This window comes from Variovorax sp. YR566, assembly GCF_051992195.1.
Lineage (GTDB): Bacteria > Pseudomonadota > Gammaproteobacteria > Burkholderiales > Burkholderiaceae_C > Variovorax.
Map to the genome: position 1 here is coordinate 4,007,472 of NZ_CP197092.1, position 26,632 is coordinate 4,034,103.

At 65.3% G+C, this 26,632-nt stretch carries 19 protein-coding genes; 8 read left to right on the forward strand and 11 right to left on the reverse strand.

Features of this window, described 5'->3' with window-relative positions:
• Window positions 1–14: 14 nt before the first annotated feature.
• The 10 genes from ACTG4X_RS18800 to ACTG4X_RS18845 all read right to left on the reverse strand — a co-directional run bounded on the left by ACTG4X_RS18800 (window position 15) and on the right by ACTG4X_RS18845 (window position 13,959).
• On the reverse strand, window positions 15–1,490 hold the full coding sequence (locus ACTG4X_RS18800) for a M20 family peptidase (protein ID WP_093056891.1): 1,476 nt from the start codon (window positions 1,488–1,490) through the stop codon (window positions 15–17).
• Between the two features lie 28 nt (window positions 1,491–1,518).
• Window positions 1,519–3,624: a 3-hydroxyacyl-CoA dehydrogenase NAD-binding domain-containing protein gene (locus ACTG4X_RS18805; protein ID WP_093074025.1), complete on the reverse strand. Its 2,106-nt coding sequence runs from the start codon at window positions 3,622–3,624 to the stop codon at window positions 1,519–1,521.
• Window positions 3,625–3,773: 149 nt separating this feature from the next.
• Window positions 3,774–4,469, reverse strand: a complete 696-nt coding sequence (locus ACTG4X_RS18810) for an ABC transporter ATP-binding protein (protein WP_093056893.1) — start codon at window positions 4,467–4,469, stop codon at window positions 3,774–3,776.
• A 1-nt stretch (window position 4,470) separates the two neighbouring features.
• Window positions 4,471–5,241 carry an ABC transporter ATP-binding protein gene (locus ACTG4X_RS18815; RefSeq protein ID WP_093074023.1) on the reverse strand — a complete coding sequence of 257 codons (771 nt, stop codon included), beginning with the start codon at window positions 5,239–5,241 and terminating at the stop codon, window positions 4,471–4,473.
• On the reverse strand, window positions 5,238–6,581 hold the full coding sequence (locus tag ACTG4X_RS18820; RefSeq protein WP_093074021.1) for a branched-chain amino acid ABC transporter permease: 1,344 nt from the start codon (window positions 6,579–6,581) through the stop codon (window positions 5,238–5,240). Before ACTG4X_RS18820 ends, ACTG4X_RS18815 begins: the two co-directional genes overlap by 4 nt.
• Window positions 6,582–6,585: 4 nt before the next feature.
• Window positions 6,586–7,539, reverse strand: a complete 954-nt coding sequence (locus tag ACTG4X_RS18825) for a branched-chain amino acid ABC transporter permease (protein ID WP_093056896.1) — start codon at window positions 7,537–7,539, stop codon at window positions 6,586–6,588.
• Window positions 7,540–7,622: 83 nt separating this feature from the next.
• Window positions 7,623–8,864, reverse strand: coding sequence for a branched-chain amino acid ABC transporter substrate-binding protein (locus tag ACTG4X_RS18830; RefSeq protein ID WP_440531619.1), 1,242 nt, complete (start codon window positions 8,862–8,864; stop codon window positions 7,623–7,625).
• A 199-nt stretch (window positions 8,865–9,063) separates the two neighbouring features.
• Window positions 9,064–10,293, reverse strand: a complete 1,230-nt coding sequence (locus tag ACTG4X_RS18835; protein WP_093056898.1) for a branched-chain amino acid ABC transporter substrate-binding protein — start codon at window positions 10,291–10,293, stop codon at window positions 9,064–9,066.
• 147 nt (window positions 10,294–10,440) lie between these two features.
• Window positions 10,441–12,084 carry a 3-(methylthio)propionyl-CoA ligase gene (locus tag ACTG4X_RS18840; RefSeq protein WP_093056899.1) on the reverse strand — a complete coding sequence of 548 codons (1,644 nt, stop codon included), beginning with the start codon at window positions 12,082–12,084 and terminating at the stop codon, window positions 10,441–10,443.
• Window positions 12,085–12,198: 114 nt separating this feature from the next.
• Window positions 12,199–13,959, reverse strand: coding sequence for a carboxylesterase/lipase family protein (locus tag ACTG4X_RS18845; protein WP_440534404.1), 1,761 nt, complete (start codon window positions 13,957–13,959; stop codon window positions 12,199–12,201).
• A gap of 222 nt (window positions 13,960–14,181) precedes the next feature.
• Between ACTG4X_RS18845 and ACTG4X_RS18850 the strand changes: the two genes are divergently transcribed.
• The 6 genes from ACTG4X_RS18850 to ACTG4X_RS18875 all read left to right on the forward strand — a co-directional run bounded on the left by ACTG4X_RS18850 (window position 14,182) and on the right by ACTG4X_RS18875 (window position 18,952).
• On the forward strand, window positions 14,182–15,261 hold the full coding sequence (locus tag ACTG4X_RS18850) for an AraC family transcriptional regulator (protein ID WP_093056983.1): 1,080 nt from the start codon (window positions 14,182–14,184) through the stop codon (window positions 15,259–15,261).
• Window positions 15,262–15,336: 75 nt separating this feature from the next.
• Complete coding sequence (locus tag ACTG4X_RS18855) at window positions 15,337–16,818, forward strand: protein adenylyltransferase SelO (RefSeq protein ID WP_440531620.1); 1,482 nt, start codon at window positions 15,337–15,339, stop codon at window positions 16,816–16,818.
• On the forward strand, window positions 16,815–17,225 hold the full coding sequence (msrB, locus tag ACTG4X_RS18860) for a peptide-methionine (R)-S-oxide reductase MsrB (RefSeq protein ID WP_093056901.1): 411 nt from the start codon (window positions 16,815–16,817) through the stop codon (window positions 17,223–17,225). Before ACTG4X_RS18855 ends, msrB begins: the two co-directional genes overlap by 4 nt.
• Window positions 17,222–17,764: a septation protein A gene (locus ACTG4X_RS18865; RefSeq protein WP_440531621.1), complete on the forward strand. Its 543-nt coding sequence runs from the start codon at window positions 17,222–17,224 to the stop codon at window positions 17,762–17,764. The genes msrB and ACTG4X_RS18865 overlap by 4 nt, the downstream gene beginning before the upstream one ends.
• The gene (locus tag ACTG4X_RS18870; RefSeq protein ID WP_093056903.1) at window positions 17,761–18,039 is read left to right on the forward strand and encodes a BolA family protein; all 279 of its coding nucleotides are present in this window, start codon (window positions 17,761–17,763) and stop codon (window positions 18,037–18,039) included. Before ACTG4X_RS18865 ends, ACTG4X_RS18870 begins: the two co-directional genes overlap by 4 nt.
• A 127-nt stretch (window positions 18,040–18,166) precedes the next feature.
• On the forward strand, window positions 18,167–18,952 hold the full coding sequence (locus ACTG4X_RS18875; protein WP_440531622.1) for a peptidylprolyl isomerase: 786 nt from the start codon (window positions 18,167–18,169) through the stop codon (window positions 18,950–18,952).
• Between the two features lie 81 nt (window positions 18,953–19,033).
• On the opposite strand, the gene purL is transcribed toward ACTG4X_RS18875, so the two are convergent.
• Window positions 19,034–23,002: a phosphoribosylformylglycinamidine synthase gene (gene purL, locus ACTG4X_RS18880; RefSeq protein ID WP_440534405.1), complete on the reverse strand. Its 3,969-nt coding sequence runs from the start codon at window positions 23,000–23,002 to the stop codon at window positions 19,034–19,036.
• Between the two features lie 155 nt (window positions 23,003–23,157).
• Between purL and map the strand changes: the two genes are divergently transcribed.
• Window positions 23,158–23,982, forward strand: a complete 825-nt coding sequence (gene map, locus ACTG4X_RS18885; protein ID WP_093056906.1) for a type I methionyl aminopeptidase — start codon at window positions 23,158–23,160, stop codon at window positions 23,980–23,982.
• Between the two features lie 22 nt (window positions 23,983–24,004).
• The gene (locus ACTG4X_RS18890) at window positions 24,005–26,611 is read left to right on the forward strand and encodes a [protein-PII] uridylyltransferase (protein WP_307615101.1); all 2,607 of its coding nucleotides are present in this window, start codon (window positions 24,005–24,007) and stop codon (window positions 26,609–26,611) included.
• Window positions 26,612–26,632 lie beyond the last annotated feature (21 nt).

The following is a 26,632-nucleotide window of genomic DNA, read 5'->3' on the forward strand; positions in this document are numbered from 1 at the left end:
AAAAGAGGTTGTCGTCATTGCGCCGGAGCAGCGTTGGTGTTGCTCAGGAGCTGGTGATAGAAGCCGATCATCTCGCCGTAGTTCGAGATGGCCAGGCGTTCGTTGTTGCCGTGAAAGCGCGCCAGGTCTTCGCCCTTCACGCGGAACGGCGAGAAGCGGAAGACGGCATCGCTCACGAGGCTGAAGTGGCGCGAGTCGGTAGCGGCGGTCATGAGGCCGGGGGCCACCACCGCATCGGGGAAGGTCTGGCGCACGGCCTGCTGGATCGCGCGGTAGCCGGTGCTGTCGGTCGCCGACACGGGCGACGGCTCGGCGTTGCCGGGGTACTGCTTGATCTTGATGTCGTCGTTGGCCAGCGTCTTGCGCAAGTGGGCCTCGACGCTGGCGAGCGTGTCACCCGGCAGGATGCGGAAGTTGACGGCGGCTTCGGCGCGACCGGGCAGCACGTTGTCCTTGTTGCCGGCGCGAACGATGGTCAGCGCGGTGGTCGTGCGCAGCATGGCATTGCTGCTCGGGCTCTTCTCGAGCTGGCCGCGCACCAGCGGCTCGGTGAGCCACAGGTTGGACAGCATCACGCGGTTGACGCCGCTCATCTCTGGCGCGAGCGCGCCGAACATCTGGCCGGCCACGCCCTTGATGCCACCAGGCATCGGATTGGCTTCGAGCCGTGCCAGCGCCGCGCTCATGCTGCCGATGGCGCTGTGCTGCGGCGGCATCGACGAGTGGCCGGGGGCAGTGTCGAGCGAGAGGAAGAAAGTGCCGTAGCCTTTTTCAGCCAGGCCGATGAGCGCCGCGGGCTTGCTCAGGCCCGGCAGCACGCCGTCGAGCACCAGCAGGCCTTCGTCGAGTACCCAGTCGAGACGCACGTTGCGCGACTTGAGCAGTTCGGCAATAGGCAGCGCACCGCGCAGGCCGCTCACCTCTTCGTCGTCGCCCATCACGAGATAGACGGTCTGCCTGGGCTTGAAGCCGGCGCCGATGAGCAGCTCGATGGCTTCCATCTGCGCGAAAAGATTGCTCTTGTTGTCGAGCGTGCCACGGCCCCAGATGAAGCCGTCCTTGATCTCGCCCGCGAAGGGGTCGACCGTCCACGCCTTCTCGGTGCCCGGGGCAATGGGCACCATGTCCTGGTGCGCCATCAATGCGATGGGCTTAGCAGAGGGATCGGTGCCGGTCCATGTGTAGAGCAGCGCCTTGTTGCCGACCACTTCCTTCTTGAGAGTGGCATGCACCTTCGGGAACTGCTGCGCGAGGAATGCGTGCAGCTTGTCGAACTCGGCCGCGTTGGCAGCCGGATCGTCCATGCCCGACACCGTGCGGAACGTGATCGCTGTAGAGAGCCGCTTGGCTGCTGCCTGCAGATCGATGTCCAGCTTCGGCGCGGGCGCCACCGCCAGTTGCTGCGACGGTGTGGTCCAGGTCTTGACCGCCACGGCGGCCACCAGCAAGACGATTGCCAGCAGCAGCCCGAGGAAGATGCGTTTCAACATTGGCGGTCGGTCCCTTTGCCTTCGTGGATCAGCTGAACTGCTTGCCTTCGGCCACGAGCTTCTGGATCAGCGGTGCGGGCTGCCAGAACGCGCCGTCATCACGCGGGTTCTTGGCAAAGCGCTTCATCGTCTCGGCCACGTTGTACAGGCCGACCTGCGACGCGTAGTGCATCGGGCCGCCGCGCCAGATCGGAAAGCCGTAGCCGGTGAGGTACACCATGTCGATGTCGCCGGACTTCGAGGCAATGCCGTCTTCCAGGATGTGCGCACCTTCATTGACCAGTGCGTACACCAGGCGCTGCACGATCTCTTCATCGGAGATCTTGCGCGGCGTGATGCCAAGCTCTTTGCGGTGGTCTTCGATCATCTTGTTGACGAGTTCCGACGGAATGGCGTCGCGCTTGCCGGCCTGGTAGTCGTACCACCCTGCCCCGGTCTTCTGGCCGAAGCGGCCCAGTTCGCAGAGCTTGTCGGCCGTGCGGCTGTACTTCATGTCGGCGCGCTCGGTGGCGCGGCGCTTGCGAATGGCCCAGCCGATGTCGTTGCCGGCCAGGTCGCCCATGCGGAACGGGCCCATGGCAAAGCCGAACTTCTCGACGGCCTTGTCGACCTGCTGCGGCGTGGCGCCTTCGTCCAGCAGGAAGCCTGCCTGGCGCGAGTACTGCTCGATCATGCGGTTGCCGATGAAGCCGTCGCACACGCCCGAGACCACCGAAGTCTTCTTGATCTTCTTGCCGATGTCCATGACCGTGGCGAGCACGTCCTTGGCGGTGGCCTTGCCGCGCACCACTTCGAGCAGCTTCATCACGTTGGCGGGGCTGAAGAAGTGCATGCCGACCACGTCCTGCGGACGGTCGGTGAACGAGGCGATCTTGTCGACGTCGAGCGTCGAGGTGTTCGAGGCCAGGATCGCGCCCTTCTTGGCCACGCGGTCGAGTTCCTTGAAGACCTTTTCCTTCACGCCGATTTCTTCGAACACGGCCTCGATGATGAGGTCGGCGTCCTTCAGGTCGTCGTAGCTCAGCGTGGTGCTCAGGAGCGCCATGCGCTGCTCGTACTTGTCCTGCTTGAGCTTGCCCTTCTTGACCTGGGCTTCGTAGTTCTTCTTGATGGTGGCAACGCCGCGGTCGAGCGCTTCCTGCTTCATCTCGAGGATCTTGACGGGGATGCCCGCGTTCAGGAAGTTCATCGAGATACCGCCACCCATGGTGCCGGCGCCGATCACGCCAACGGCCTTGATCTCGCGCTTGGGCGTGTCTTCGGGCACGTCGGGAATCTTGCTCGCGGCGCGCTCGGCCATGAACAGGTGGCGCAGGGCCAGCGATTCGGGCGTGAACATCAGCGCCGTGAAGAGGCGGCGTTCTTCGGCCATGCCTTCGTCGAACTTCAGCTTCGTTGCGGCCTGCACGGCGTCGACACACTTCAGCGGCGCCGGGTAGTTCTTCGACATGCCACCGACCATGTTCTTGGCGAACTGGAAGTAGGCGTCGCCCTGCGGGTGCTTGCACGGCAGGTTGCGCACCAGCGGCAGCGCTTCACCGGTCTTGCCGGCCACGCTCTTGGCGAAGGCCACGGCTTCTTCGAACACCGATTCGGCCGAGGCAGCCAGCTTGTCGAACAGCTTCTGGCCGGGCAGGCTCGCGAGCAGTTCGCTCTTCACGGGCTCGCCGCTGACGATCATGTTCAGGGCGGTTTCAACGCCGAGCACGCGCGGCAGGCGCTGCGTGCCGCCGGCGCCGGGCAGCAGGCCCAGCTTGACTTCAGGCAGTGCCACGCTGGTGCCGGGGGCAGCCACGCGGTAGTGGCAGCCCAGGGCCAGTTCGAGGCCGCCGCCCATGCACACCGAGTGGATGGATGCGACGATGGGCTTGGGAGAGGCTTCGAGCGCGAGGATCACGCTCAGCAGGTTGGGCTCTTGCAGCGCCTTGGGCGTGCCGAACTCCTTGATGTCCGCGCCGCCCGAGAAAGCCTTGCCGGCGCCGGTGATGACGATGGCCTTGACGGCGTCGTCGGCATTGGCCTTCGACAGGCCATCGGTGATGCCGATGCGTGTCGAGAAACCGAGACCGTTGACCGGAGGGTTGGTCAGTGTGATCACGGCGATATCGCCGAGCACTTTGTATTCAGCCGTCATGCTGCGTTCCTTGGTGTGTGAAGAAAAAGAAGAAAAAGCACGAGTGTTCTTTTTCGGGGGATTCTAGGCGTTTCGCGTGGCCCAACAATGGCACGCAGTCGCTGGAGAGACAAGGGGATCCGGGGCGTGGCCCGAATCCCCTGGGGGTATCAAACCTCCAACCACTCTTTGCGAGTGGTGGCGTCGGCGCGCAGGCTGTCCGGCGTGCCGTCGAACACGATGCTGCCGTGGCCCATGACGAGCGCGCGGTCTGAAATCTGCATGGCAATGGTGAGCTTCTGCTCGATCAGCAGCACCGAGATGCCCTTGTCCTTCAGCGTGCGCAGGTACTGCCCCACCAGCTCGACGATCTTGGGCGCGAGGCCTTCGGTGGGCTCGTCGATGATGATGAGGTCGGGGTCGCCCATCAGCGTGCGGCACAGCGTGAGCATCTGCTGCTCGCCGCCCGAGAGCACGCCAGCTTCTGTGTGCTGGCGTTCCTTCAGGCGCGGGAACATGCCGTACATGTCGTCGAACGACCAGCGGCTGCCCTTGCCCGAGCCCTTCTGCCCCAGCAGCAGGTTCTGGTGCACCGTGAGCTTGGGGAAGATGTCGCGGTTCTCTGGCACGTAGCCGATGCCGAAATGGGCGATCTCGTAGGCCTTGCGGCGCAGGATGTCCTGCCCCTTCCAGTGCAGGCCGCCCTCGGCATGCACCAGGCCCATGATGGCCTTGGCCGTGGTCGAGCGGCCGGAGCCGTTGCGGCCCAGCAGCGCGACGATTTCGCCGGGGTTCACGTCGAACGAAACGCCGTGCAGCACATGGCTCTTGCCGTAGTAGGCGTGGATGTCTTTGAGCTTCAGCATGTCAGTGTCCCGCCCCTTGTGCATCCGCGACCGACGAGCCGAGGTAGGCCTCCTGCACGCGCGCATTCGCGCGAACGGCAGCAGGCGTGTCGAAGGCAATGACTTCGCCGTACACCACCACCGCGATCTTGTCGGCCAGCCCGAAGACCACGCCCATGTCGTGCTCCACCGTCAGCAGTGTCTTGCCGACCGTGACGTGCTTGATGAGCGAGATGAAGTGCGAGGTTTCAGTCTTGCTCATGCCCGCCGTGGGCTCGTCCAGCAGGATGACGCTGGCGCCGCCCGCAATGGTCACGCCGATTTCCAGCGCGCGCTGCTCGGCGTAGGTGAGGTTCACCGCGTGCACGTCGCGCTTCTTCTCCAGGCCGATCTGGCGGATGAGCTCTTCGGTGCGCTCGTTGGCGTCGTCGAGGTTCGAGAGAAAGCGCAGGAAGGTGTACTTGTAGCCCAGGCTCCACAGCACGCCGCAGCGCAGGTTCTCGAAGACGGTGAGCTTCGGGAAGATGTTGGTGATCTGGAAGCTGCGCGACAGCCCCATGCGGTTGATCTCGTACGGCTTCATGCCGTCGATGCGCTGGCCGTTGAGCAGCACCTCGCCGCTGGTAGGCGTGAGCCGCCCGCTGATCAGGTTGAACAGCGTGGACTTGCCAGCGCCGTTCGGCCCGATGATGGCGATGCGCTCGCCGGCCGTCACGGCCAGATCGACGCCGCGGATGATGTCGGTCTTGCCGAAGCTCTTGCGCAGGTTCTTGAGTTCAAGTGAATAGGTCATGCCGTCTCCCGCCGCTTGATCTCGGCTTCGATTTCTTCCTGTGCATGGCCCCAGACCTTCGCGAAGCGACGGCGCACCACCTCGAACACGCCCAGGCCCACCGCCAGCAGCGCCACCGCGATGATCCAGCTAGTGGCCGATGAGGTATCGAGCTGCAGGCCCGCGAGCGGCACCACGGGCCCGAGCGCCGCATTCAGCTGCATGTGATAGATCATCTCGACGATGGCGGCAGCGCCCGCGAGCATGATGGCCGCACCGATGAAGAGGCCCACGTAGAGTGCGTAGAAGCGCTTGATCTTGCCGAACAGCGCCACGCGCACGTTCATCATGATCAGGCTGGCCACGCCGCCGGGCGCGAACATCACCATCAACAGGAACACCAGGCCCACGTACAGCAGCCAGGCCTTGCTGAGCTCGGACAGCAGCACCAGCGCGAACACCAGCAACGCCGCGCCGATGATCGGCCCGAAGAAGAAGGTCGCGCCGCCCAGGAAGGTGAACAGCAGGTAGCTGCCCGAGCGCAGCCCGTTCAGGCTGTCGGCCGCATTCACGATCTCGAAGTTGATGGCAGCCAGCCCGCCGCCGATGCCCGCGAAGAAGCCCGCGATGATGAAGGCGTAGTAGCGCACGCGCTGCGTGTTGTAGCCGATGAACTCCACGCGCTCCGGGTTGTCGCGCACCGCGTTCAGCATGCGCCCGAGGGGCGTGCCGGTGAAGGCGAACATCAGTCCGGTGCAGATGAAGCAGTACACGGCGATCAGGTAATACACCTGGTTCTGCGGCCCGAAGTTGATGCCGAAGACCGAGGCGCCGTACACGCGGTTGGTGGTGATGCCGCCCTCGCCGCCGAAGAAGCTCGGGAACATCAGCGCCATGGCGGCGACAAGCTCGCCGAGGCCGAGCGTGATCATCGCGAAGGTGGTGCCCGACTTCTTGGTCGACACGTAGCCGAACACCACGGCGAAGAACATGCCGCCCAGGCCACCCACGAGCGGGATGAGCACCAGCGGAATCGGCAGCTTGCCGGCGCTGGCCAGGTTCATCGCGTGGATGGCGATGAACGAGCCCAGGCCCACGTACACCGCATGCCCGAAGCTGAGCATGCCGCCCTGCCCCAGCAGCATGTTGTAGCTCAGGCAGATGATGATGAGGTAGCCGATCTGCGACAGCATGGTGAGAGCCAGGCTGCTGGTGAAGATCATCGGCGCCACGATCAGCAGCAGCGCGAAGAAAGACCAGATCAGGATGCGGCCGATGTTCAGCGGCTTGAAGCGGTAGTACTGCGTCGGCGCCTTGTTGGCCGAAGCGGCTGGCGTGGTTGTGGTGGTTGCAGTGTTCATGGCGTCAGTCCTCCCGCGTTCCGAGAAGACCCTTGGGCCTGAAGATGAGGATCAGCACCAGGAACAGGTACGGCAGGATCGGTGCCACCTGCGAGATCGTGAGCTTCAGCAGCTCATAGCCGAAGGTCTGGTCGCTCACCGCCACGCCGAGCGCCTGCAGGCCGGTGGCAAGCGACTGGTCCATGGCCACGGCGAAGGTCTGCACCACGCCGATGATCAGCGAGGCCAGGAAAGCCCCTGCCAGCGAGCCCATGCCGCCGACCACCACCACCACGAAGATGATGGAGCCGACCGAACCCGCCATGGCCGGCTCGGTGACGTAGGTGTTGCCGCCGACCACGCCCGCGAGGCCCGCCAGCGCGGCGCCGCCGCCGAACACCAGCATGAACACGCGCGGCACGTTGTGGCCCAGCGCCTCGACCATGTCGGGGTGCTTCAGCGCCGCCTGGATGACCAGGCCGATGCGCGTGCGCGTGAGCAGCAGCCACACCGACACCAGCATCAGCACCGCCACCAGCATGATGAATGAGCGCGACTTGGGAAACTGCGTGCCGTAGAGCGAGAAGAGCGGGCCCTGCAGCGCCGACGGCAGGCCGTACGGCACCGTGGAGCGGCCCCACACCAGTTGCACGAGTTCAAGGATCAGGTACGAAAGACCGAAGGTCACCAGCAGCTCGGGCACGTGGCCGAACTTGTGGACCCGGCGCAGGCAGTAGCGCTCGAAGGCCGCGCCCAGCGCGAACACCAGCAGCGGCGCGATGAAGAGCGCCGGCCAGAAACCGACGACGCCCGACAGCGTGTAGGCGAAATAGGCGCCCAGCATGTAGAAGCTGGCGTGCGCGAAATTGAGCACGCCCATCATGCTGAAGATCAGCGTGAGGCCAGAGCTCAGCATGAACAACAGCAAGCCGTAGCTCACGCCGTTGAGCAGCGAGATGACGAAGAATTCGACGTTCATCGGTCTTTCGTGTCAGGTAAAAAAGAAAAAGGCCCGAGTGTTGAAGTCGGGCCTCGACCTGTCAGGTGGCGATCAGACAGCGATCAGGAGGCGCCGCCGGGCCGCTTCATCTGGCAGGAGGTAGGCGTGCTGGCCACGTAGGCGTCGTAGTACTTCACCGGGGCCAGCGTGTAGCCGGTGTTCTCCGGGCTGTACGGGTACTTGGCGCTGGCCTTCTCCCACTTGGCGATGTACAGGCCCTGCTGTGCCTGGTGGTCGGCCTTGCGCAGTTCGATCTCGCCGTTGAAGCTCTTGAACTTCATGCCTTCCATGGCGGCGGCCACCTTGACGGGGTCGGTCGACTTGGTCTTCACGAAGGCTTCGGTCAGCGCCTGGAACACCGTGTAGACGTCGGTGGTGTAGAGGTCGTCGTTGAACTTCTTCTTGAACTCTTCGGCGTACTTCTGCATGTCGCCGCCCATGTTGTAGTGGGCATAGCCGACCTGGTACACCTTGCCGTCGGACGCTGCGCCCATGGCGGTCGGCGTGCCGCTGGTCACGGCGTAGTAGGTGTAGAACTTGACGTTCAGGCCCGAGTCGTTGGCCGACTTGATCAGCAGCGCGAGGTCGGAGCCCCAGTTGCCGGTGATGACGGTGTCAGCGCCCGAGGCCTTGATCTTGGCGATGTACGGCGCGAAGTCGCGCACCTGGGCCAGCGGATGCAGGTCGTCGCCAACGATCTGCACGTCGGGGCGCTTGTTCTTGAGGTTTTCCTTGGCGAACTTGGAGACCTGCTGGCCGTGCGCGTAGTTCTGGTTGAGCAGGTAGACCTTCTTGATTTCCGGCTGGTCCTTCATGTAGGTGGTCAGCGCTTCCATCTTCATCGACGTGTCGGCGTCGAAGCGGTACTGCCAGTAGCTGCACTTGCTGTTGGTCAGGTCAGGGTCGACGGCGGCGTAGTTCAGGTACAGCGCTTCCTTGCCGGGATTGCGCGCGTTGTTCTTCTCGAGCGCGTCGATGATGGCCAGCGCAGGGCCGGAGCCGTTGCCCTGCACGATGTAGCGCGCGCCCTGGTCGAGGGCCGAACGCAGTGCGCTGGTGGTCTCTTGCGGGCTGAGCTTGTTGTCGATGCCGATGATCTCGAACTTCACGCCTGCCGCATTCTTCTTGTTGAACTCTTCGGCAAAGAACTGGAAGGTCTTGAGCTGGTTCGTCCCGACCGCGGCCATGAGGCCCGACAACGGGTCGAGCCATGCGATCTTGACGGTTTCACCCTTCTGGGCAAGGGCGCCGGTGGCGGTTGCCGCGATGACGGCCGCGGTAGCGATTTTCAGAGCGAACTTCAATCTATATCTCCTGGTCAAACCGATTCAAAACGCCGCACGAGAGTACAAGCGTTTGCAGCCCCTCCCCTCAGGGAATGCCCGTAAGAGGGGGGCTGCAAAGGCCCGTTTCTATCGCGCATGCGACACCGCGTTTCTCCAATTTGCTACCCGTTGGTAGACAGCTGCTACCAATGGGTAGGAAACGCGTTCACAAAGACGCCTAGGGGCGCTTCATCTGGCACGACGTGGGCGTGCTCGCCACGTACGATTCGTAGTACTTCACGGGAACGTTCGTGTAGCCGGTGTTCTCCGCGTCATAGGGGTACTTGGCGCTGGCCTTTTCCCAGCGCGAGATGTACAGGCCCTGCTGCAGCTGGTGGTCGGCCTTGCGCATCTCGACCTCGCCGTTGAAGCTCTTGATCTTCATTCCCTCCAGCGCCGCGGCCACCTTGACCGGGTCGGTCGACTTGGTCTTGGCGAAGGCGGCATCGAGCAGTGCGAACACGTGATAGATCGACGACTGCGTGAGGTCGTCGTTCATGCGCTTCTTGTAGCCGGCGAGCAGCTGCTGGATTTCTCCGCCCATGTTGTAGTGGGCGTAGGCGACGGTGTAGACCTTGCCGTCGGAAGTGGCGCCCATGGCCGTGGGCGTGCCCGCACCCGGCGCGTAGTAGGTCAGGAACTTGACGTTCAGGCCCGAGTCGTTGGCGGCCTTGATGAGCAGCGACAGGTCGGAGCCCCAGTTGCCGGTGATGACGGTGTCGGCGCCCGAAGCCTTGATCTTGGCGATGTACGGAGAGAAGTCGCGCACCTGCGCGAGCGGATGCAAGTCGTCGCCCACGATCTGGATGTCGGGGCGCTTCACCTTCAGGTCTTCCTTGGCGAACTTGGACACCTGCACTCCGTGGGCGTAGTTCTGGCCGAGGATGTAGACCTTCTTGATGTCGGGCTGGTCCTTCATCCAGGTGGTCAGCGCCTCCATCTTCATGGAGGTGTCGGCGTCCAGCCGGAAGTGCCAGTAGCTGCACTTGCTGTTGGTCAGGTCGGGGTCGACCGCCGCGTAGTTCATGTACAGCAGCTCCTTGCCCGGATTGCGCGCGTTGTTCTTCTCGACGGCGTCGATGATCGCGAGCGCGGGGCCGGAGCCGTTGCCCTGCATGATGTAGCGCGCGCCCTGGTCTTGCGCGGAACGCAGCGCGGCGGTGGTCTCTTGCGGGCTGAGCTTGTTGTCGAGCGCGATGATCTCGAACTTCACGCCCGACTGGTTCTTCTTGTTGAACTCTTCAGCAAGGAATTGCGTGGTCTTGAGCTGGTTGGTGCCGACCGCGGCCATGAGGCCCGACAGCGGGTCGAGCCAGGCGATCTTGACGGTCTCGCCCTTCTGAGCGAATGCGGCGGCAGCGCTCACCAACATTGCACAGGCAGCTACTGACTTGATAGCAAATTGCATGAAGAGTCTCCAGTGTGAAAGGCGGAATGCCAGCGTACAAGCGCCCTTTTCTTCGCCGCACAGGGAATGCCCGGAAGGAAGGCCGCCGGGGCGGCTTTCCTATCGCGTAGGCGACAGTGCGGGTGGGCTTGGCTCGTGTCCTTGTCTTCAGAGGGTCGGCAGCTTGTAGTCCTTCAGCAGCTCGCGCAGCTTGGTCTTGAGGATCTTTCCGGTGGCGCCGATCGGAATGGCCTCGACGAACACCACGTCGTCCGGGATCTGCCACTTGGCAGTCTTGCCCTCGTAGAACTTCAACAGCTCTTCGCGCGTGACTTCGGCGCCGGGCTTCTTCACAACCGCGATGATCGGCCGCTCGTCCCACTTCGGATGGAACACGCCGATGCACGCGGCCATGGCCACGGCCGGATGCGCGACGGCGATGTTCTCGATCTCGATGGAGCTGATCCACTCGCCGCCTGACTTGATCACGTCCTTGCTGCGGTCGGTGATCTGCAGATAGCCCTCGGCGTCGATGGTGGCCACGTCGCCGGTGGGGAACCAGCCGCGGTTCTGCTCGTCGGGAATCAGCGGATTGCCGCCCTCGCCCTTGAAGTATTCCTTGACGATCCACGGGCCCTTGACCAGCAGGTCGCCATAGGCCTTGCCGTCCCACGGCAGTTCCTTGCCGTCGCCGTCGATGATCTTCATGTCGACGCCGAAGATGGCGCGGCCCTGCTTCATGCGGATCTGCAGCTGCGCGTCGGCCGGCAGCGACAGGTGCTTGTTCTTCAGCGTGCACAGCGTGCCCAGCGGGCTCATCTCGGTCATGCCCCAGGCGTGCAGCACCTCGACGTTGTAGTTCTCCTGGAACGCCTTGATCATGGCCGGCGGGCAGGCCGAGCCGCCGATGACGGTGCGATTGAGCTTGCTGAACTTCAGCCCGTTTGCCTGCATGTGGCCGAGCATCATCTGCCACACGGTGGGTACGCCCGCCGCGAAGGTCACGCCCTCGCCTTCGATCAGCTCGAACACCGACTTGCCGTCCAGCGCCGGGCCGGGGAACACGAGCTTGCAGCCCACCAGCGCCGCCGAGTACGGAATACCCCAGGCGTTGACGTGGAACATCGGCACCACCGGCAGCACCGAGTCGCGTGCCGACAGGCGCATGACGTCGGGCAAGGCCGCGGCGTAGGCATGCAGCATGGTCGAGCGGTGGCTGTAGAGCGCGGCCTTCGGGTTGCCCGTGGTGCCGCTCGTGTAGCACATGCTCGAGGCGGAGTTCTCGTCGAAGCTGGGCCATTCGTAGTCGGTGGACTGCGCGCCCATCCAGCTTTCGTAGCTCACGAGGTTGGGCACGCCGCTGTCGGCGGGGAGCTTGTCCGCATCACACAGTGCAACCCATTTCCGGATCGTGGGACAGCGCGCATGTACGGCCTGCACCAGCGGCAGGAACGTGAGGTCGAAGCACAGGATCTGGTCTTCGGCATGGTTGGCGATCCACGCGATCTGGTCGGGGTGCAGGCGCGGGTTGATGGTGTGCAGCACGCGGCCGCTGCCGCTCGCACCGTAGTACAGCTCCAGGTGGCGATAGCCGTTCCAGGCCAGGGTGGCGATGCGGTCGCTGAACAGCAACTGCTCGCCGTCCAGTGCGTTGGCCACCTGCCTGGCGCGCGATGCGATGTCGCTCCATGTGCAGCGGTGGATGTCGCCTTCGACACGGCGCGAGACGATCTCGCCGTCGCCGTTGTGGCGCTCGACGAACTCGATCAGCGACGAGATCAAAAGCGGTTGGTCTTGCATCAAACCCAGCATCTACGAACTCCTATGTGAAATGACTTCATGAAAACCTGCGGACAACGGATTCACGCAAGCTTCGGCCACTTCCACAATGACACAAACCCGCACTGCACGATTGAACGAAGCGGCTCATTGCACCGGCGTGATCTTGGCCGCCAGCGGCGTGGCGTCGAGCAGCAATTGCGCGGGCCACGGCGCCCAGGTCGCACCAAGTTCGGGCGTGTTCGGATCTCCCTTGCGCATGAAGGCGCCGATGCTGGCCATGACGGCGTTCGACAGCGCCAGCCGCCCCTTCTCGTTGGCCTTGCCGCCCATGACGTTCGACAGCACCGAGGGGCCGAAATTGCCGAACACGAACGGCAGGTCGAAGGCGTGCGAGGCGCCATACACGTCATTCCACGGTGCAGCCTCCTGCGACCAGTCGAGACGGTAGTGCCAGATGTTCGACTGGCGCGTCTTCATCGTGTCGAGCAGGTTGCTGCGATTGGCCTCGAACAGCCCCTTCGTGACGAGCGCGGTGGCTGCGTTGTAGCCGGTGCCGGGCTTGTCTACCGGAAGGTAGAACGGGTCGATGATGTCGTTCACGGTGAGCGTGGGCGCGGCATCGGGGTCGAAGTTGAACATCAGCGAGAAGCGCTGGGCGTCGTTGACGATCCAGCCCGAGGTCGGAAAACCGATGGTCCCCAGCAGCGAGGCAAAGAGCTTGCCCTCGTCGCGCGTGTTGCCGGCAAGCATGGGCACCTTCACGTACTGGTCGGCCGCGATGGCGCCGATGGGGTCGGTCGGGATCACGGTGCCGTCGGGAATGGGCCCGACCGAGCCCAGCCCCGTGGAGACCACGGTGCCCAACATCTTGCCGCCGTCCTGCGCGCGCAGGTACTCGGCGATCTGGGCCGGCGTGCGGGTGGCGATGTAGGCCTTGGCAGCGATCGCGTCGGCGGCGGTGCCGTCTGCAACGAGCAGCTTCTCCAGGATGGCTGCGCCCTGCGCGAGCGAAGCAGAGGCCGGCGACAGCGAAGGCAGCGTACCAGGCGGCAGGTTGCTCGCGAGCGAAATGCCGCCGCTCATCTCGAAGGCCTTGTGGAACAGGCCCTTGGCCATCGGCGAGGTCATGACCGACAGCAGGTTGGTGGCGCCCGCCGACTCGCCCGACAGCGTGACGTTGCCCGGATCGCCGCCGAAGTTGGCAACGTTGTTCTGGATGAACCGTAGCGCCGCCATGTTGTCGAGCAGCGCGAAGTTGCCGGAGTCGTCTCCCGCGGTGCCGCCCGGCCGCAGCTGCGGCATGTTCAGGAAGCCCAGGATGCCGAGGCGGTAGCTGGCGGTGATGACCACCGCGTTGGCGGTCTTCGCCAGCTTGGCGCCGTCGTACAGCGGGTCGGCCGTGTAGCCCGAGATATTGCTGCCGCCATGCACGAACAGCAGCACGGGCAGGTTCTTCTCGTCCGTCGCCGGGCGCCAGATGTTGACGAACAGGCAGTCTTCGCTGCCGACCGGTTTGCCGAGGTTGGTGCCGATGGTGGCGTCGTATGTGTTGTTGAGGCCCGGGCTGAAGATGCGGCCGATCTGCAGGCAGGCATTGCCGAACTTGGTTGTCTGGCGAATATCGCTCCAAGCTTCGGGCGCGACCGGTGCGCGCCAGCGCAGCGCGCCCACGGGCGGCTGGGCGAACGGGACGCCCTTCCAGTAGTAGGTGCCCGAGGTGGCGCCGTCGTCCACGCCTTCGATCTTGCCGGCCGTGGTCTGGCGCACCATCGGGCCGTCGGCTGGAGGCGGAGCCGGGGGCGCTGGCGCCGGTGGGGGCGCACTCGGCAGGAAGGTGAAGCCGGACGAACCGGATGAACCGCCTCCGCAGGCCGAGAGGGCCGCAAGGGCCGCCGCTGCCGCCATGGTGGCGATGGCCTTGCCCACCGCCGTTTTTCTTGCTGCACCCTGGTTTTGTGCCGTCGTCTCTGTCTTCATGTTTTTGTCTCCACACCGGGTTAATCGGAATTCCTGGCCTGGTGCGCGGCACCCATACTCCGGGCCGCCGAGCACGCAAAAAATTCTAGAAACCGGCGTCGTTTTCACCGCTATCGCAAGGAAGCCAAACGAATGACTTCAGGAGCCTCCCTGTCGCACCGCCAACGCGGGCCGCAGCGACGGGCCGGCGGCATGCCGCAGCCGGAGCTGCGCACCAGCTCGGCCGCGTGGCTAGAGGGCGTGCTGTCGATGTTCGAGGCCGAGGGGCTGGACGTGCCTTCGCTGTTGCGCGATGCCGGCTTCGACCCCGATTCGCTGCACCGCCAGAACACGCGCATCCCGGTCGACGAGATCTCGGTGCTTTGGCAGCTCGCGGTGGCGCGCGCCGGCAAGCCCACGCTGGGCCTGCACCGCGACCTGGCCGCCACGCACAGCAAGCTGGGCACGGTCGGTCACGCCATGGCCTGCAGCCCCGACCTGGGCGCTGCGCTCACACGGCTGACGCGCTACATGGCGGTGATCTCGGACGCGACCGCCTTCTCGATGCACCCCGAGCCGCGCGGCTGCTGGATGGTGATGGAGCACACCGGCGGCAGCCTGCCGATTCCGCGCCAGCGCGTCGAATACGCCCTGCTGACCGTGTTCATGCAGTGCCAGTGGCTCACGCGGCGCGAGCTGCAGCCGCTGGCCATGGAGTTCGTGTACCCCGCGCCGGCCAACGACCGGCTGCACCGCGAGGCCTTCGGCTGCGAAGTGCGCTTCAACGCCGTCGCCAACCGGCTGCTGCTGTCGACGGCCGATATGACGATGCCGCTGCCCACCTTCCACCCGGTGCTCGGCGAGATGCAGGAGCACCTGCTCGACGATCAACTCAATCTGCTGGGCCAGACCACCACCAGCAGCCTGGTGTGCGCCGAAATCGCGCGCCGGCTCCAGCACGGCGAGCCGCGCCGCCAGGACGTGGCCTCGGGCCTGGGACTGGCCGAGCGCACGCTGCAGCGACGGCTGCAGGAAGAGTCGGTGTCGTTCCAGGGCCTGCTGGACCGCACCCGCCGCGAGCTGGCGCAGCAGTACCTTGCGGAAGACCGGCATACACTGACCGACGTGGCTGACATGCTGGGCTTCGTGGACACCAGCAACTTCTTTCGCGCCTGCAAGCGCTGGTTCGGCGTGCCGCCGGCGCAGTACCGGGCTCGCATCTGGGACAGCCCCGCACCGCTAGCCGCCTGAGCTTCCCAAGCCTCGTGCTGGGGCCGCGATGGCCCGCTTGGCAAGGGGTTACGCGCTGTGCCGGACAATCCGCCAATGAGCTTGCTTGCTGAAGACACCGAGGTCGCGGACCTTGGGCTGCGCTGGAAACCCGGTTTTGCCACCCTTGGCCCGGCCTTTCTCACCGAATTGCGGCCGACGCCGCTGCCCGATCCGTACTGGGTGGGCCGCAGCGAAGCCGTCGCCCGCGAGCTGGGCCTGCCGCCTGATTGGCATTCGTCGGATGCAACGCTGGCGGCCCTGACAGGCAGCCTGCCCATCGCCGGCACACGCCCCTTTGCCACGGTCTACAGCGGCCATCAGTTCGGCGTATGGGCCGGCCAGCTGGGCGACGGGCGCGCCATCATGATCGGCGAAACCGAAAGCGGGCTCGAAGTGCAATTGAAGGGCGCGGGCCGCACGCCTTACTCGCGTGGCGGCGACGGCCGCGCGGTGCTGCGCTCCAGCATCCGCGAGTTTCTCTGCAGCGAGGCCATGCACGGCCTCGGCATCCCGACCACCCGCGCACTCTGCGTGACCGGCTCCGACGCCCGCGTGTACCGCGAGGAGCCCGAAAGCTCGGCCGTCGTGACCCGCGTGGCGCCCAGCTTCATCCGATTCGGCCACTTCGAGCACTTCGCGGCCAACCAGCGTGAAGACGAGTTGCGCGCGCTGGCCGACTACGTCATCGACCGCTACTACCCGGCGTGCCGCACCACCGACCGCTTCAACGGCAACGCGTACGCAGCCTTGCTCGAAGCCGTGAGCGAGCGCACCGCCGCCCTGCTCGCCCGATGGCAGGCCGTGGGCTTCTGCCACGGGGTAATGAACACCGACAACATGAGCATCCTCGGGCTCACCATCGACTACGGCCCGTTCCAGTTCCTCGACGGCTTCGATCCGCGCCACATCTGCAACCACAGCGACACCAACGGGCGCTATGCCTTCAACCAGCAGCCCAACGTCGCCTACTGGAACCTGTTCTGCCTAGCGCAGGCGCTGCTGCCGCTGATCGGCGACCAGGAAGTGGCGGTGGCCGCGCTTGAGTCTTACAAGACGGTGTTCCCGAACGAGTTCGAAGGCCGCATGCGCGCCAAGCTGGGCCTTGCCGAGGCGGCCGAAAGCGACCGCGCGCTCATCGAGGGTGTGCTCAAGCTGCTGGCCGCGGGCAAGGTCGACTACACGATCTTCTGGCGACGGCTCTCGAACTACATGGCCGACGGCAACGTCGAGCCGGTGCGCGACCTGTTCCTGGACCGCGAGGGTTTCGATGCATGGGCGCTAGCGTTTTCGGAGCGCCATACGCCCACTGGGCGCGCGCAAGCCGCCGATCTGATGCTCAAATCGAATCCCAGATTCGTGCTGCGGAACCACCTGGGACAGCAAGCCATCGAAGCAAGTCAGCAAAAGGACCACTCGGCTGTGGCAACCTTGCTGGCTGTGCTCCAGTCCCCATTTGAAGAACATCCCGACGCCGACGCACTGGCCGGCTTCCCGCCCGACTGGGCCTCCACGATCGAAATCAGCTGCTCATCATGACCACTCCCGTACAGAAAACCGACGCCGAATGGAAAGCCCTGCTCGCTGAAAAAGGCGCCGAGCCCGCGGCCTTCGAGGTAACGCGCCACGCCGCCACCGAACGCCCCTTCACCGGCAAGTACGAAGCGCACTGGGACGACGGCACGTATCACTGCGTGTGCTGCGGCGCCAAGCTGTTCGAGTCGACGACCAAGTTCGACGCGGGCTGCGGCTGGCCCAGCTTCTCGGAAGAAGCCGTGCCCGGTGCCATCCGCAACATCGTCGACCGCTCGCACGGCATGGTGCGCACCGAGAACGTCTGCGCCAATTGCGGCGCCCACCTGGGCCACGTGTTCCCCGACGGCCCTACCGAAACCGGCCTGCGCTACTGCATGAACTCGGCGTCGCTCGACTTCCAGAAAAAATGAAACTGCTCCTCGACTTCTTCCCGATCCTGCTGTTCTTCGGCGCCTACAAGCTCGGCGACATCTACATCGCCACCGGCGTGCTGATGGCCGCCACTGTCGTGCAGATGGCGATCATCTACGCCACCGAGCGCAAGCTGCAGGCCATGCAGAAAGCCACGCTGGTGCTGATCCTGCTGTTCGGCACGCTCACGCTGGCTCTGCACGACGACCGCTTCATCAAGTGGAAGCCGACGGTGCTGTACGGCGCAATGGCCATTGCGCTGGCCGTGGCGCTCTGGGCGCTGAAGAAGAACTTTTTGAAGATGCTGCTGGGCTCGCAGCTCGAGCTGCCCGACCGCATCTGGGGCCGGCTCAATGTGGCGTGGATCGGTTACTGCCTGTTCATGGCCATCATCAACGGCTACGTGGCGGCGTACTTCACGACCGAGGCCTGGGTCAACTTCAAGCTCTGGGGCTATGTGTTCCCCATCGTCTTCCTGGTGGCGCAGGGCCTGTACATCGCGCCGCACCTGAAGAACGAAGACAAGCCGACGGCATGACGACGAGCACCACACTGCTGCCCACAGCTGCCGACATCGAAGCCGCGCTGCGCGAGGCGCTTAGCCCCACGCAGCTCGAAGTGATCGACGAGAGCGCCGCCCACGCAGGCCATTCGGGCGCCAACGCGGAAGGCCGCGGCACCCATTTCCGCGTGCGCATCGCCTCCCCTCTGTTCGAAGGGAAGCCCCGCGTGGCGCGACATCGGCTTGTGTATGATGCCCTCCAGGTTTTTATCGCACAGGGTCTGCACGCCATCGCCATCGAGGTGCTCTGAGTCGTCCACCGGATCGCACGCCGCGTTTGCACCGGCCGTTGCTCTCCTTGTTTTCTTCCCTATCCCTGCTTTCTTTCCCGCGCCTTTTCCTACACGCGCATTTCCTTTCCAGCTCGATATTCATTCCATGAAAAAACAAATCTTGCAGGCCGTCGCGGCCGCAGTGCTGCTCAGTGCCACGTCCATGGCGGCTCTGGCGCAGAACGCAGCCATCGTGAACGGCAAGCCGGTGCCCAAGGCCCGCATGGACGTTCTGGCCCAGCAACTGGCAGCGGCAGGCCGCCCGGTGACGCCTGAAATGCAGAGCCAGCTGCGCGAGGAAATCGTGGCGCGCGAAGTGTTCATGCAGGAAGCGCAAAAGCAGGGCCTGGACGCCAGCGACGACTACAAGAACCAGCTCGAACTCGCCCGCCAGGCCATCCTGATCCGCGCACTGTTCGAGAACTACCGCAAGACCAACCCGGTCTCGGACGCCGACGTGAAGGCCGAGTACGACAAGTTCGTGGCGGCCAATGGCGGCAAGGAATACAAGGCTCGCCACATCCTGGTCGAGACCGAGGACCAGGCCAAGAAGATCATGGCCGACCTGAAGAAGGGTGCCAAGTTCGAAGACATCGCCAAGAAGCAGAGCAAGGACCCGGGTTCGGGCGCCAACGGCGGCGACCTCGACTGGGCCAACCCCGCGAGCTTCGTGCCCGAGTTCTCGGAAGCGATGATCAAGCTCAAGAAGGGCGAAACCACCCCCGCTCCGGTCAAGACCCAGTTCGGTTATCACATCATCCGCGTCGACGACATCCGCCAGGCCCAACTGCCGAAGCTGGAAGAAGTGAAGCCGCAGATCACGCAGCAACTGCAGCAGCAGCGCCTGCAGAAGTACCAAGAGGATCTGCGCGCCAAGGCCAAGGTCGAGTAAGACCGGAGCCTTGCAGCCCCATGAAAAAAGCGGCCCGCGGGCCGCTTTTTTGTTGCCCGCCGCGTGGCGGGTTTGTGTCGATCAGCCCACCCAGCGGCGGGCATTGCGCCAGATCTGCATCCACGGGCTCAGCTCGCTTTTGTCACCCGAGGTCCAGCTCATCTGGATGTTGCGGAACACACGCTCGGGGTGCGGCATCACCGCGGTGAAGCGGCCATCAGGCGTCGTCACCGAGGTCAGGCCGCCCGCGCTGCCGTTCGGGTTGAACGGGTACTGCTCGGTGGGCTGGCCGTGGTTGTCCACGAAGCGCATCGCGCCGATGGCCTTGGCGGCGTCGCCACGGTGCTTGAAGTTGGCATAGCCCTCGCCGTGCGCCACCGCGATCGGCAGGCGGCTGCCGGCCATGCCCGCGAAGAAGATGCTCGGCGATTCGAGCACTTCGACCATCGACAGGCGCGCCTCGAAGCGCTCGCTCTGGTTGGTGGTGAAGCGCGGCCAGGCCTCGGCGCCCGGAATGATGTCGGCCAGCTCGGCGAACATCTGGCAGCCGTTGCACACGCCCAGGCCGAAGGTGTCGGTGCGGCCGAAGAAGGTCTTGAACTGCTCGGCCAGCTTCGGGTTGAAGGTGATGCTGCGCGCCCAGCCGATGCCAGCGCCCAGTGTGTCGCCGTAGCTGAAGCCGCCGCAGGCGACCACGCCCTTGAAGTTGGCGAGGTCCGCCCTGCCCGTCTGCAGGTCGGTCATGTGGACGTCGAAGGCTTCGAAGCCGGCTTCGGTGAAGGCGTAGGCCATCTCGACGTGCGAATTGACGCCCTGCTCGCGCAGGATGGCGACCTTGGGGCGCGACTGCAGGATGGCCGGCGCGGCAGGCTGCGCATTCGGCAGGAACACGTGCATACCCGGATCGCTCGGCACGCCGGCTGCGGCGTGCTCGGCATCGGCACAGGCTGGGTTGTCGCGCTCGCGGGCGATCTTCCAGCTGACCGAGTCCCACACCTGTTGCAGGTCGTGCAGGCTGGCACTGAACACCGACTTGGCGTCGCGCCAGACTTCGACCTTGCCCTTGCCCGCATCCATGGTGGAGCTGGCAGGGCGCGTCTTGCCGATGAAGTGGCTGTGCGTGCTGAGGCCGTGAGCGCGCAGCACTTGCATGACGTCGTTGCGCTCGGCGGTGCGCACCTGCAGCACCATGCCCAGCTCTTCGTTGAACAGCGCCTTGAGCGTGAGTTCTTCGCGCCGCGCGCTGACCTGCTGCGCCCAGTTCTTGGCGTCGCCGGTTTCCATGCGGCTGTCGGAAATGCCGTCGCCTTCGGTAACCAGCATGTCGACGTTCAGCGCCACGCCAACGTGGCCCGCAAAGGCCATTTCGCAGGCTGTGGCGAACAGGCCGCCGTCGCTGCGGTCGTGCATCGCGAGGATCTTGCCGTCGGCGCGCAGCGCGTTCACGGCGTTGACCAGCGCCACGAGCTGCGCCGGGTCGTCGAGGTCAGGCACGGTGTCGCCGCTCTGGCCCAGCGTTTGCGCCAGGATGCTGCCGGCCATGCGGTGCTTGCCCTGGCCCAGGTCGATCAGCACCAGCGTGGTGTCGGCCTCTTCGGCGTCGAGCTGCGGCGTGAGCGTGCCGCGCACATCGGCCAGCGAGGCGAAGGCGGTGACGATCAGGCTCACGGGCGAGGTGACCTTCTTGGCCTCCGCGCCGTCCTTCCATTGCGTGCGCATCGACAGCGAATCCTTGCCGACCGGAATCGACACGCCCAGCGCCGGGCACAGCTCCAGTCCAACGGCCTTGACGGTCTCGTACAGCGCGGCGTCTTCGCCGGGCTCGCCGCAGGCGGCCATCCAGTTGGCCGAGAGCTTCACGCGCGAGAGTTCGATCGGCGCGGCCAGCAGGTTGGTGATGGCCTCGGCTACGGCCATGCGGCCCGAGGCCGGTGCGTCGAGCGCGGCCAGCGGCGTGCGCTCGCCCATGCTCATGGCTTCCCCGGCAAAGCCCTTGTAGTCGGCCAGCGTCACGGCGCAGTCGGCCACGGGCACCTGCCACGGGCCGACCATCTGGTCGCGGTGGCTCAGGCCGCCCACGGTGCGGTCGCCGATGGTGATGAGGAAGCGCTTCGACGCCACGGTCGGATTCGCGAGCACGTCGATGGCGGCCTTCTGCAGGTCGACGCCCGTGAGGTCGAGCGGCTTGAAGCTGCGGGCCACGGTCTTGACGTCGCGGTGCATCTTGGGCGGCTTGCCGAGCAGCACGTCCATGGGCATGTCGACCGGCTGCACCTGTGCGCCCTCGTCGGCCACCAGCAGCTGGCGTTCTTCGGTCGCCACGCCGACCACCGAGAACGGGCAGCGCTCGCGCTCGCAGAAGGACTTGAACTGGTCGAGCGATTCCGGCGCGATGGCCAGCACGTAGCGCTCCTGGCTTTCGTTGCACCAGATTTCCTTCGGCGCCATGCCCGACTCTTCGAGCGGCACGGCGCGCAGGTCGAAGCGCGCGCCGCGGCCGGCGTCGTTGGTCAGCTCGGGGAAGGCGTTGCTCAGGCCGCCGGCGCCCACGTCGTGGATCGCCAGGATCGGGTTGGCCGCGCCCTGCTGCCAGCAGTGGTTGATGACCTCTTGCGCACGGCGCTCGATTTCGGGGTTGCCACGCTGCACCGAGTCGAAGTCGAGCTCGGCCGCATTGGCGCCGGTGGCCATCGAGCTGGCGGCGCTGCCGCCCATGCCGATGCGCATGCCGGGGCCGCCGAGCTGGATCAGCAGCGAGCCGGCCGGAAAGCGGATCTTCTTGGTCTGCGTGGCGTCGATTTGCCCCAAGCCGCCCGCGATCATGATGGGCTTGTGGTAGCCGCGCTGCACGGTGTCGAGGTTGCTCGCCACGGTCTGCTCGTATTCGCGGAAGTAGCCCAGCAGGTTGGGACGGCCGAACTCGTTGTTGAACGCGGCGCCGCCGAGCGGGCCCTCGGTCATGATCTGCAGCGGGCTGGCGATGTGCTCGGGCTTGCCGTAGTGGCCCTCTTCAGGCCAGAGCTTCGACACGGTGAAGCCGGTCAGGCCGGCCTTGGGCTTGGAGCCACGGCCGGTGGCGCCTTCGTCGCGAATTTCGCCGCCTGCGCCGGTCGATGCGCCCGGGAACGGCGAAATGGCGGTCGGGTGGTTGTGCGTTTCGACCTTCATCAGCACATGGCTCAGGGCGCTATCTTTTTGATAGCTCTGCGAGCCGGTCGCGGGAATGAAGCGCTCGATGGTCGCGCCTTCCATGACCGAGGCGTTGTCCGCATAGGCAATCACCGTGTGCTGCGGGTTCTGCTTCTCGGTGTGGCGGATCATCGAGAACAGGCTTTGCGGCTGCGCCTTGCCGTCGATGGTGAAGTCGGCGTTGAAGATCTTGTGGCGGCAGTGCTCGCTGTTGGCCTGCGCGAACATCATCAGTTCGACGTCGCTGGGGTTGCGGCCCAGTCGGGTGAAGGCGTCGACCAGATAGTCGATTTCGTCCTCGGCCAGCGCCAGGCCGAAACCGGTGTTGGCTGCCACCAGCGCCGTACGGCCGCCGGCCAGCACGTCGACCTGCGCCATCGGCTGGGCAGGCAGTTCGCTGAACAGGCTGGCGGCCTGATCGACGGTGGCCAGCACCGACTCGGTCATGCGGTCGTGCAGCGGGCCGGCCACGGCGGCCAGCGTGTCGCCTTCGATCACGGGGGCCTTGCCGATCAGCGGGGCCTTGAGCTTCAGGTGATACTGGGTCACGCGCTCGACCCGGCGCAAGGCCAGGCCGCAGTTATGGGCAATATCGGTGGCCTTGGAGGCCCAGGGCGACACCGTGCCCAGGCGGGGCGTGACCACCACCGAGGTGCCCGCCTTAGCCGGTGCCTCGAAGGGTTCGCCGTAGGTCAGCAGCGCCGCAAAGCGCTCGCGGCCGGCTGAATCCAGCGCCGCATCGGTGACCACGAGGTGCACGAAACGGGCTGAAATGCCCTCGATGCGCGGCTCGATGGCCTGGAGCTTCGGCAGCAGCTGGCGTGCGCGGAAGTCGCTGAGCGCGCTGCCGCCCTCGAACATGGTTACGACGGGAAGGGCTTGAGGTGCGGGCTGCGTCACGGTCGATGGGGCCTCGGGGGCCGCGTTGGAAATCAAGGAATCGAGGCAGATGGCCGCTGACTGGGGCCATCCGCGTTAGCCCGGAATTTTAGCTTGCCGAATGGGATAATTCGGGGATGAGCATTAACTACAAAGACGCTGCGGGCATCGAAGCCATGCGGGTCGCCTGCCGCCTGGCTTCCGAGGTGCTGGATTACCTCACGCCCCTCATCAAGCCCGGCATCACGACCAACGATGTCGACCGGCTGGCCGCCGAGTACATGGTCAAGCAGGGCACCACCTCGGCCACGGTGGGATACATGGGCGCGAGCAGCGTCCCGTACCCGAAGTCGCTGTGCACCTCGGTGAACCACGTGGTGTGCCACGGCATTCCAAATGACAAGCCCCTGAAGAAGGGCGACATCATGAACGTCGACGTGACCGTCATCAAGGACGGCTGGTTCGGCGACAACAGCCGCATGTACGTGATCGGCGACGCCTCCATCGCAGCCAAGCGCCTGTGCAGCATCACCTTCGAAGCCATGTGGCACGGCATCCTGCAGGTGCGCCCCGGCGCGCACCTGGGCGACGTGGGCCACGCGATCCAGAAGTTCGCCGAAGGCCAGGGCTTCTCGGTGGTGCGCGAGTTCTGCGGCCACGGCGTGGGCCAGCGCTTCCACGAAGAACCCCAGGTGCTGCACTACGGCCGCCCCGGCACCATGGAAGAACTCAAGCCCGGCATGATCTTCACCATCGAGCCGATGATCAACGCCGGCAAGCGCGACGTGAAGGAAGACTTCAAGGGCGGCCAGTACGACGGCTGGACCATCGTCACGCGCGACCATTCGCTGTCGGCCCAGTGGGAGCACACGGTGCTCGTCACCGAGACCGGCTACGAAGTGCTGACGCTCTCCGCAGGCAGCCCGCCGCTGCCCTCCTTCGTCACCTCGACCAAGACCTGACGCGGCAACGCGTCTCCCCGCCGTGATCGAAGCAGCCAACATCGACGTGGCGACGCTGCGCGAAGCCTATCGCGCGAAAAAGCTCGCCCTGTTCGACACCCTGCGCTTCGCGCGCGCCCCAACCCGCAGCGTGCACACGGTGCTGCGCCAGCTCTCGGCACTGGCCGACGAAACGCTCTGCACGCTGTGGCGCGACGCCGGCTTCGGTGACTCGTTCTCGCTGGCCGCCGTGGGCGGCTTCGGACGCGGCGAGCTGTTTCCGTATTCCGACGTCGACGTGCTGCTGCTGCTGCCGCCCGAAGACCACGAAAACGCCATCGACCCCGCCCGCATCGAGGCTTTCATCGGCCATTGCTGGGACGCGGGCCTGGAAATCGGCTCCAGCGTGCGCACGGTCGATGAATGCCTGGCCGAGGCCGAGAAAGACGTCACCGTCCAGACCTCGCTGCTCGAAGCGAGGCTGATCGCAGGCGACAAAAAGCTCTTCACGGCCTTTCGCCGCCGCTTCACCCGCGCGATCGACCCGCAGGCCTTCTTCGTGGCCAAGTCGCAGGAAATGCGGCACCGTCACCAGAAGTACGACAACACGCCCTACGCGCTGGAACCCAACTGCAAAGAGTCACCGGGCGGCCTGCGCGACCTGCAGACCATCCTCTGGATGACCAAGGCGGCCGGCTACGGCAGCCGCTGGGACGACCTCGCCAAGAACGGCCTGGCCACCTCCTTCGAGGCGCAGCAGATCAAGCGCAACGAAGCGCTGCTCTCGCTCATCCGCGCGCGGCTTCACGTGATTGCCAACCGCCGCGAAGACCGCCTGGTGTTCGACCTGCAGACCGCCGTGGCAGCCAGCTTCGGCTACGAAAGCGAATCGCAGCGCAAGTCGAGCGAGGCGCTGATGCGGCGCTACTACTGGGCCGCCAAGGCGGTCTCGCAGCTCAACCAGATCCTGCTGCTCAACATTTCCGAGCGTCTGCAGCCGAGCGACGAGCAGCACACGCCCGTCAACGAGCGCTTCTACGAGCGCGCCGGCCTGATCGAGATTGCGAGCGACGACCTCTACGAGCGCGAGCCTCACGCGGTGCTCGAAACCTTCCTGCTGTACCAGAAGACCATCGGCGTGAAGGGCCTGTCGGCGCGCACGCTGCGCGCGCTCTACAACGCGCGCCACGTCATGGACAGCAAGTTCCGCAACGACCCGGTCAACCACGAGACCTTCATGCGGATCCTGCTGCAGCCCTACGGCATCACGCATGCCTTCAGGCTGATGAACCAGACCTCGGTGCTGGGGCGCTACCTGCGGGTGTTCCGCAGCATCGTGGGGCAGATGCAGCACGACCTGTTCCACGTGTACACGGTGGACCAGCACATCCTGATGGTGCTGCGCAACGTGCGGCGCTTCTTCATTGCCGAGCATGCGCACGAGTACCCGTTCTGCTCGCAGCTGGCGGCCGGCTGGGACAAGCCCTGGATCCTGTACGTGGCCGCCCTCTTCCACGACATTGCCAAGGGCCGCGGCGGCGACCATTCGACGCTGGGCGCACGCGACGTGCAGCGCTTCTGCAAGCAGCACGCCGTTGCCCGCGAAGATGCGAAGCTCATCGAATTCCTGGTGGCCGAGCACCTGGTGATGAGCCAGGTCGCCCAGAAGCAGGACCTGAGCGATCCCGAAGTCATCGGCGCATTCGCCAAGCGCGTGGGCAACGAGCGCTACCTGACCGCGCTCTACCTGCTGACCATCGCCGACATCCGCGGCACCTCGCCGCGCGTGTGGAATGCCTGGAAGGGCAAGCTGCTCGAAGATCTGTACCGCTACACCCTGCGCGCGCTGGGCGGCCGCATGCCCGACCCGGACGCCGAAGTCGAGTCGCGCAAGCGCGAGGCGCTGGTGCAGCTGGCCCTGCACGCCCAGCGCTTCGAAGCGCACAAGGCCCTGTGGGACACGCTCGACGTCGGCTACTTCATGCGCCACGACGCCACCGAGATCGCCTGGCACGCCAAGCAGCTCTCGCGCTTCGTACCGCCGCCCAACGTGCCGATCGACCCGAAGGCACCGCCCATCGTGCGCGCGCACCTGTCGCCGGTGGGCGAAGGCCTGCAGGTGGTCGTCTACACGCCCGACCAGCCCGACCTTTTCGCGCGCATCTGCGGCTACTTCGACCAGTCGTCCTTCAGCATCCTCGACGCCAAGGTGCACACCACGAGCAACGGCTACGCGCTCGACACCTTCCAGGTGGTGACCACCTTCCTGCCGGACCACTACCGCGACCTGATCAGCATGGTCGAGTCGGGCCTGGCGCAAACGCTCACCGAAGCCGGCGCCCTGCCCCCGCCCAGCATGGGCCGGGTATCGCGCCGGGTGCGCAGCTTTCCGATCAAGCCGCGCATCAGCCTGCTGCCCGACGACAAGGCGCAGCGCTGGCTGCTCAACATCTCGGCGAGCGACCGCGCCGGCCTGCTGTATTCGGTGGCCCGGGTGCTGGCGCGCCATCACCTGAATCTGCAGCTCGCCAAGGTGACGACGCTGGGCGAGCGGGTGGAAGACACCTTCCTGATCAGCGGCCCTGAATTGCAGGGCCAGAAGACGCAGCTGGCCATCGAGACCGAACTCATGGAAGCCCTGGCCTCCTGAAAACAACCTATCCCCTCAGAA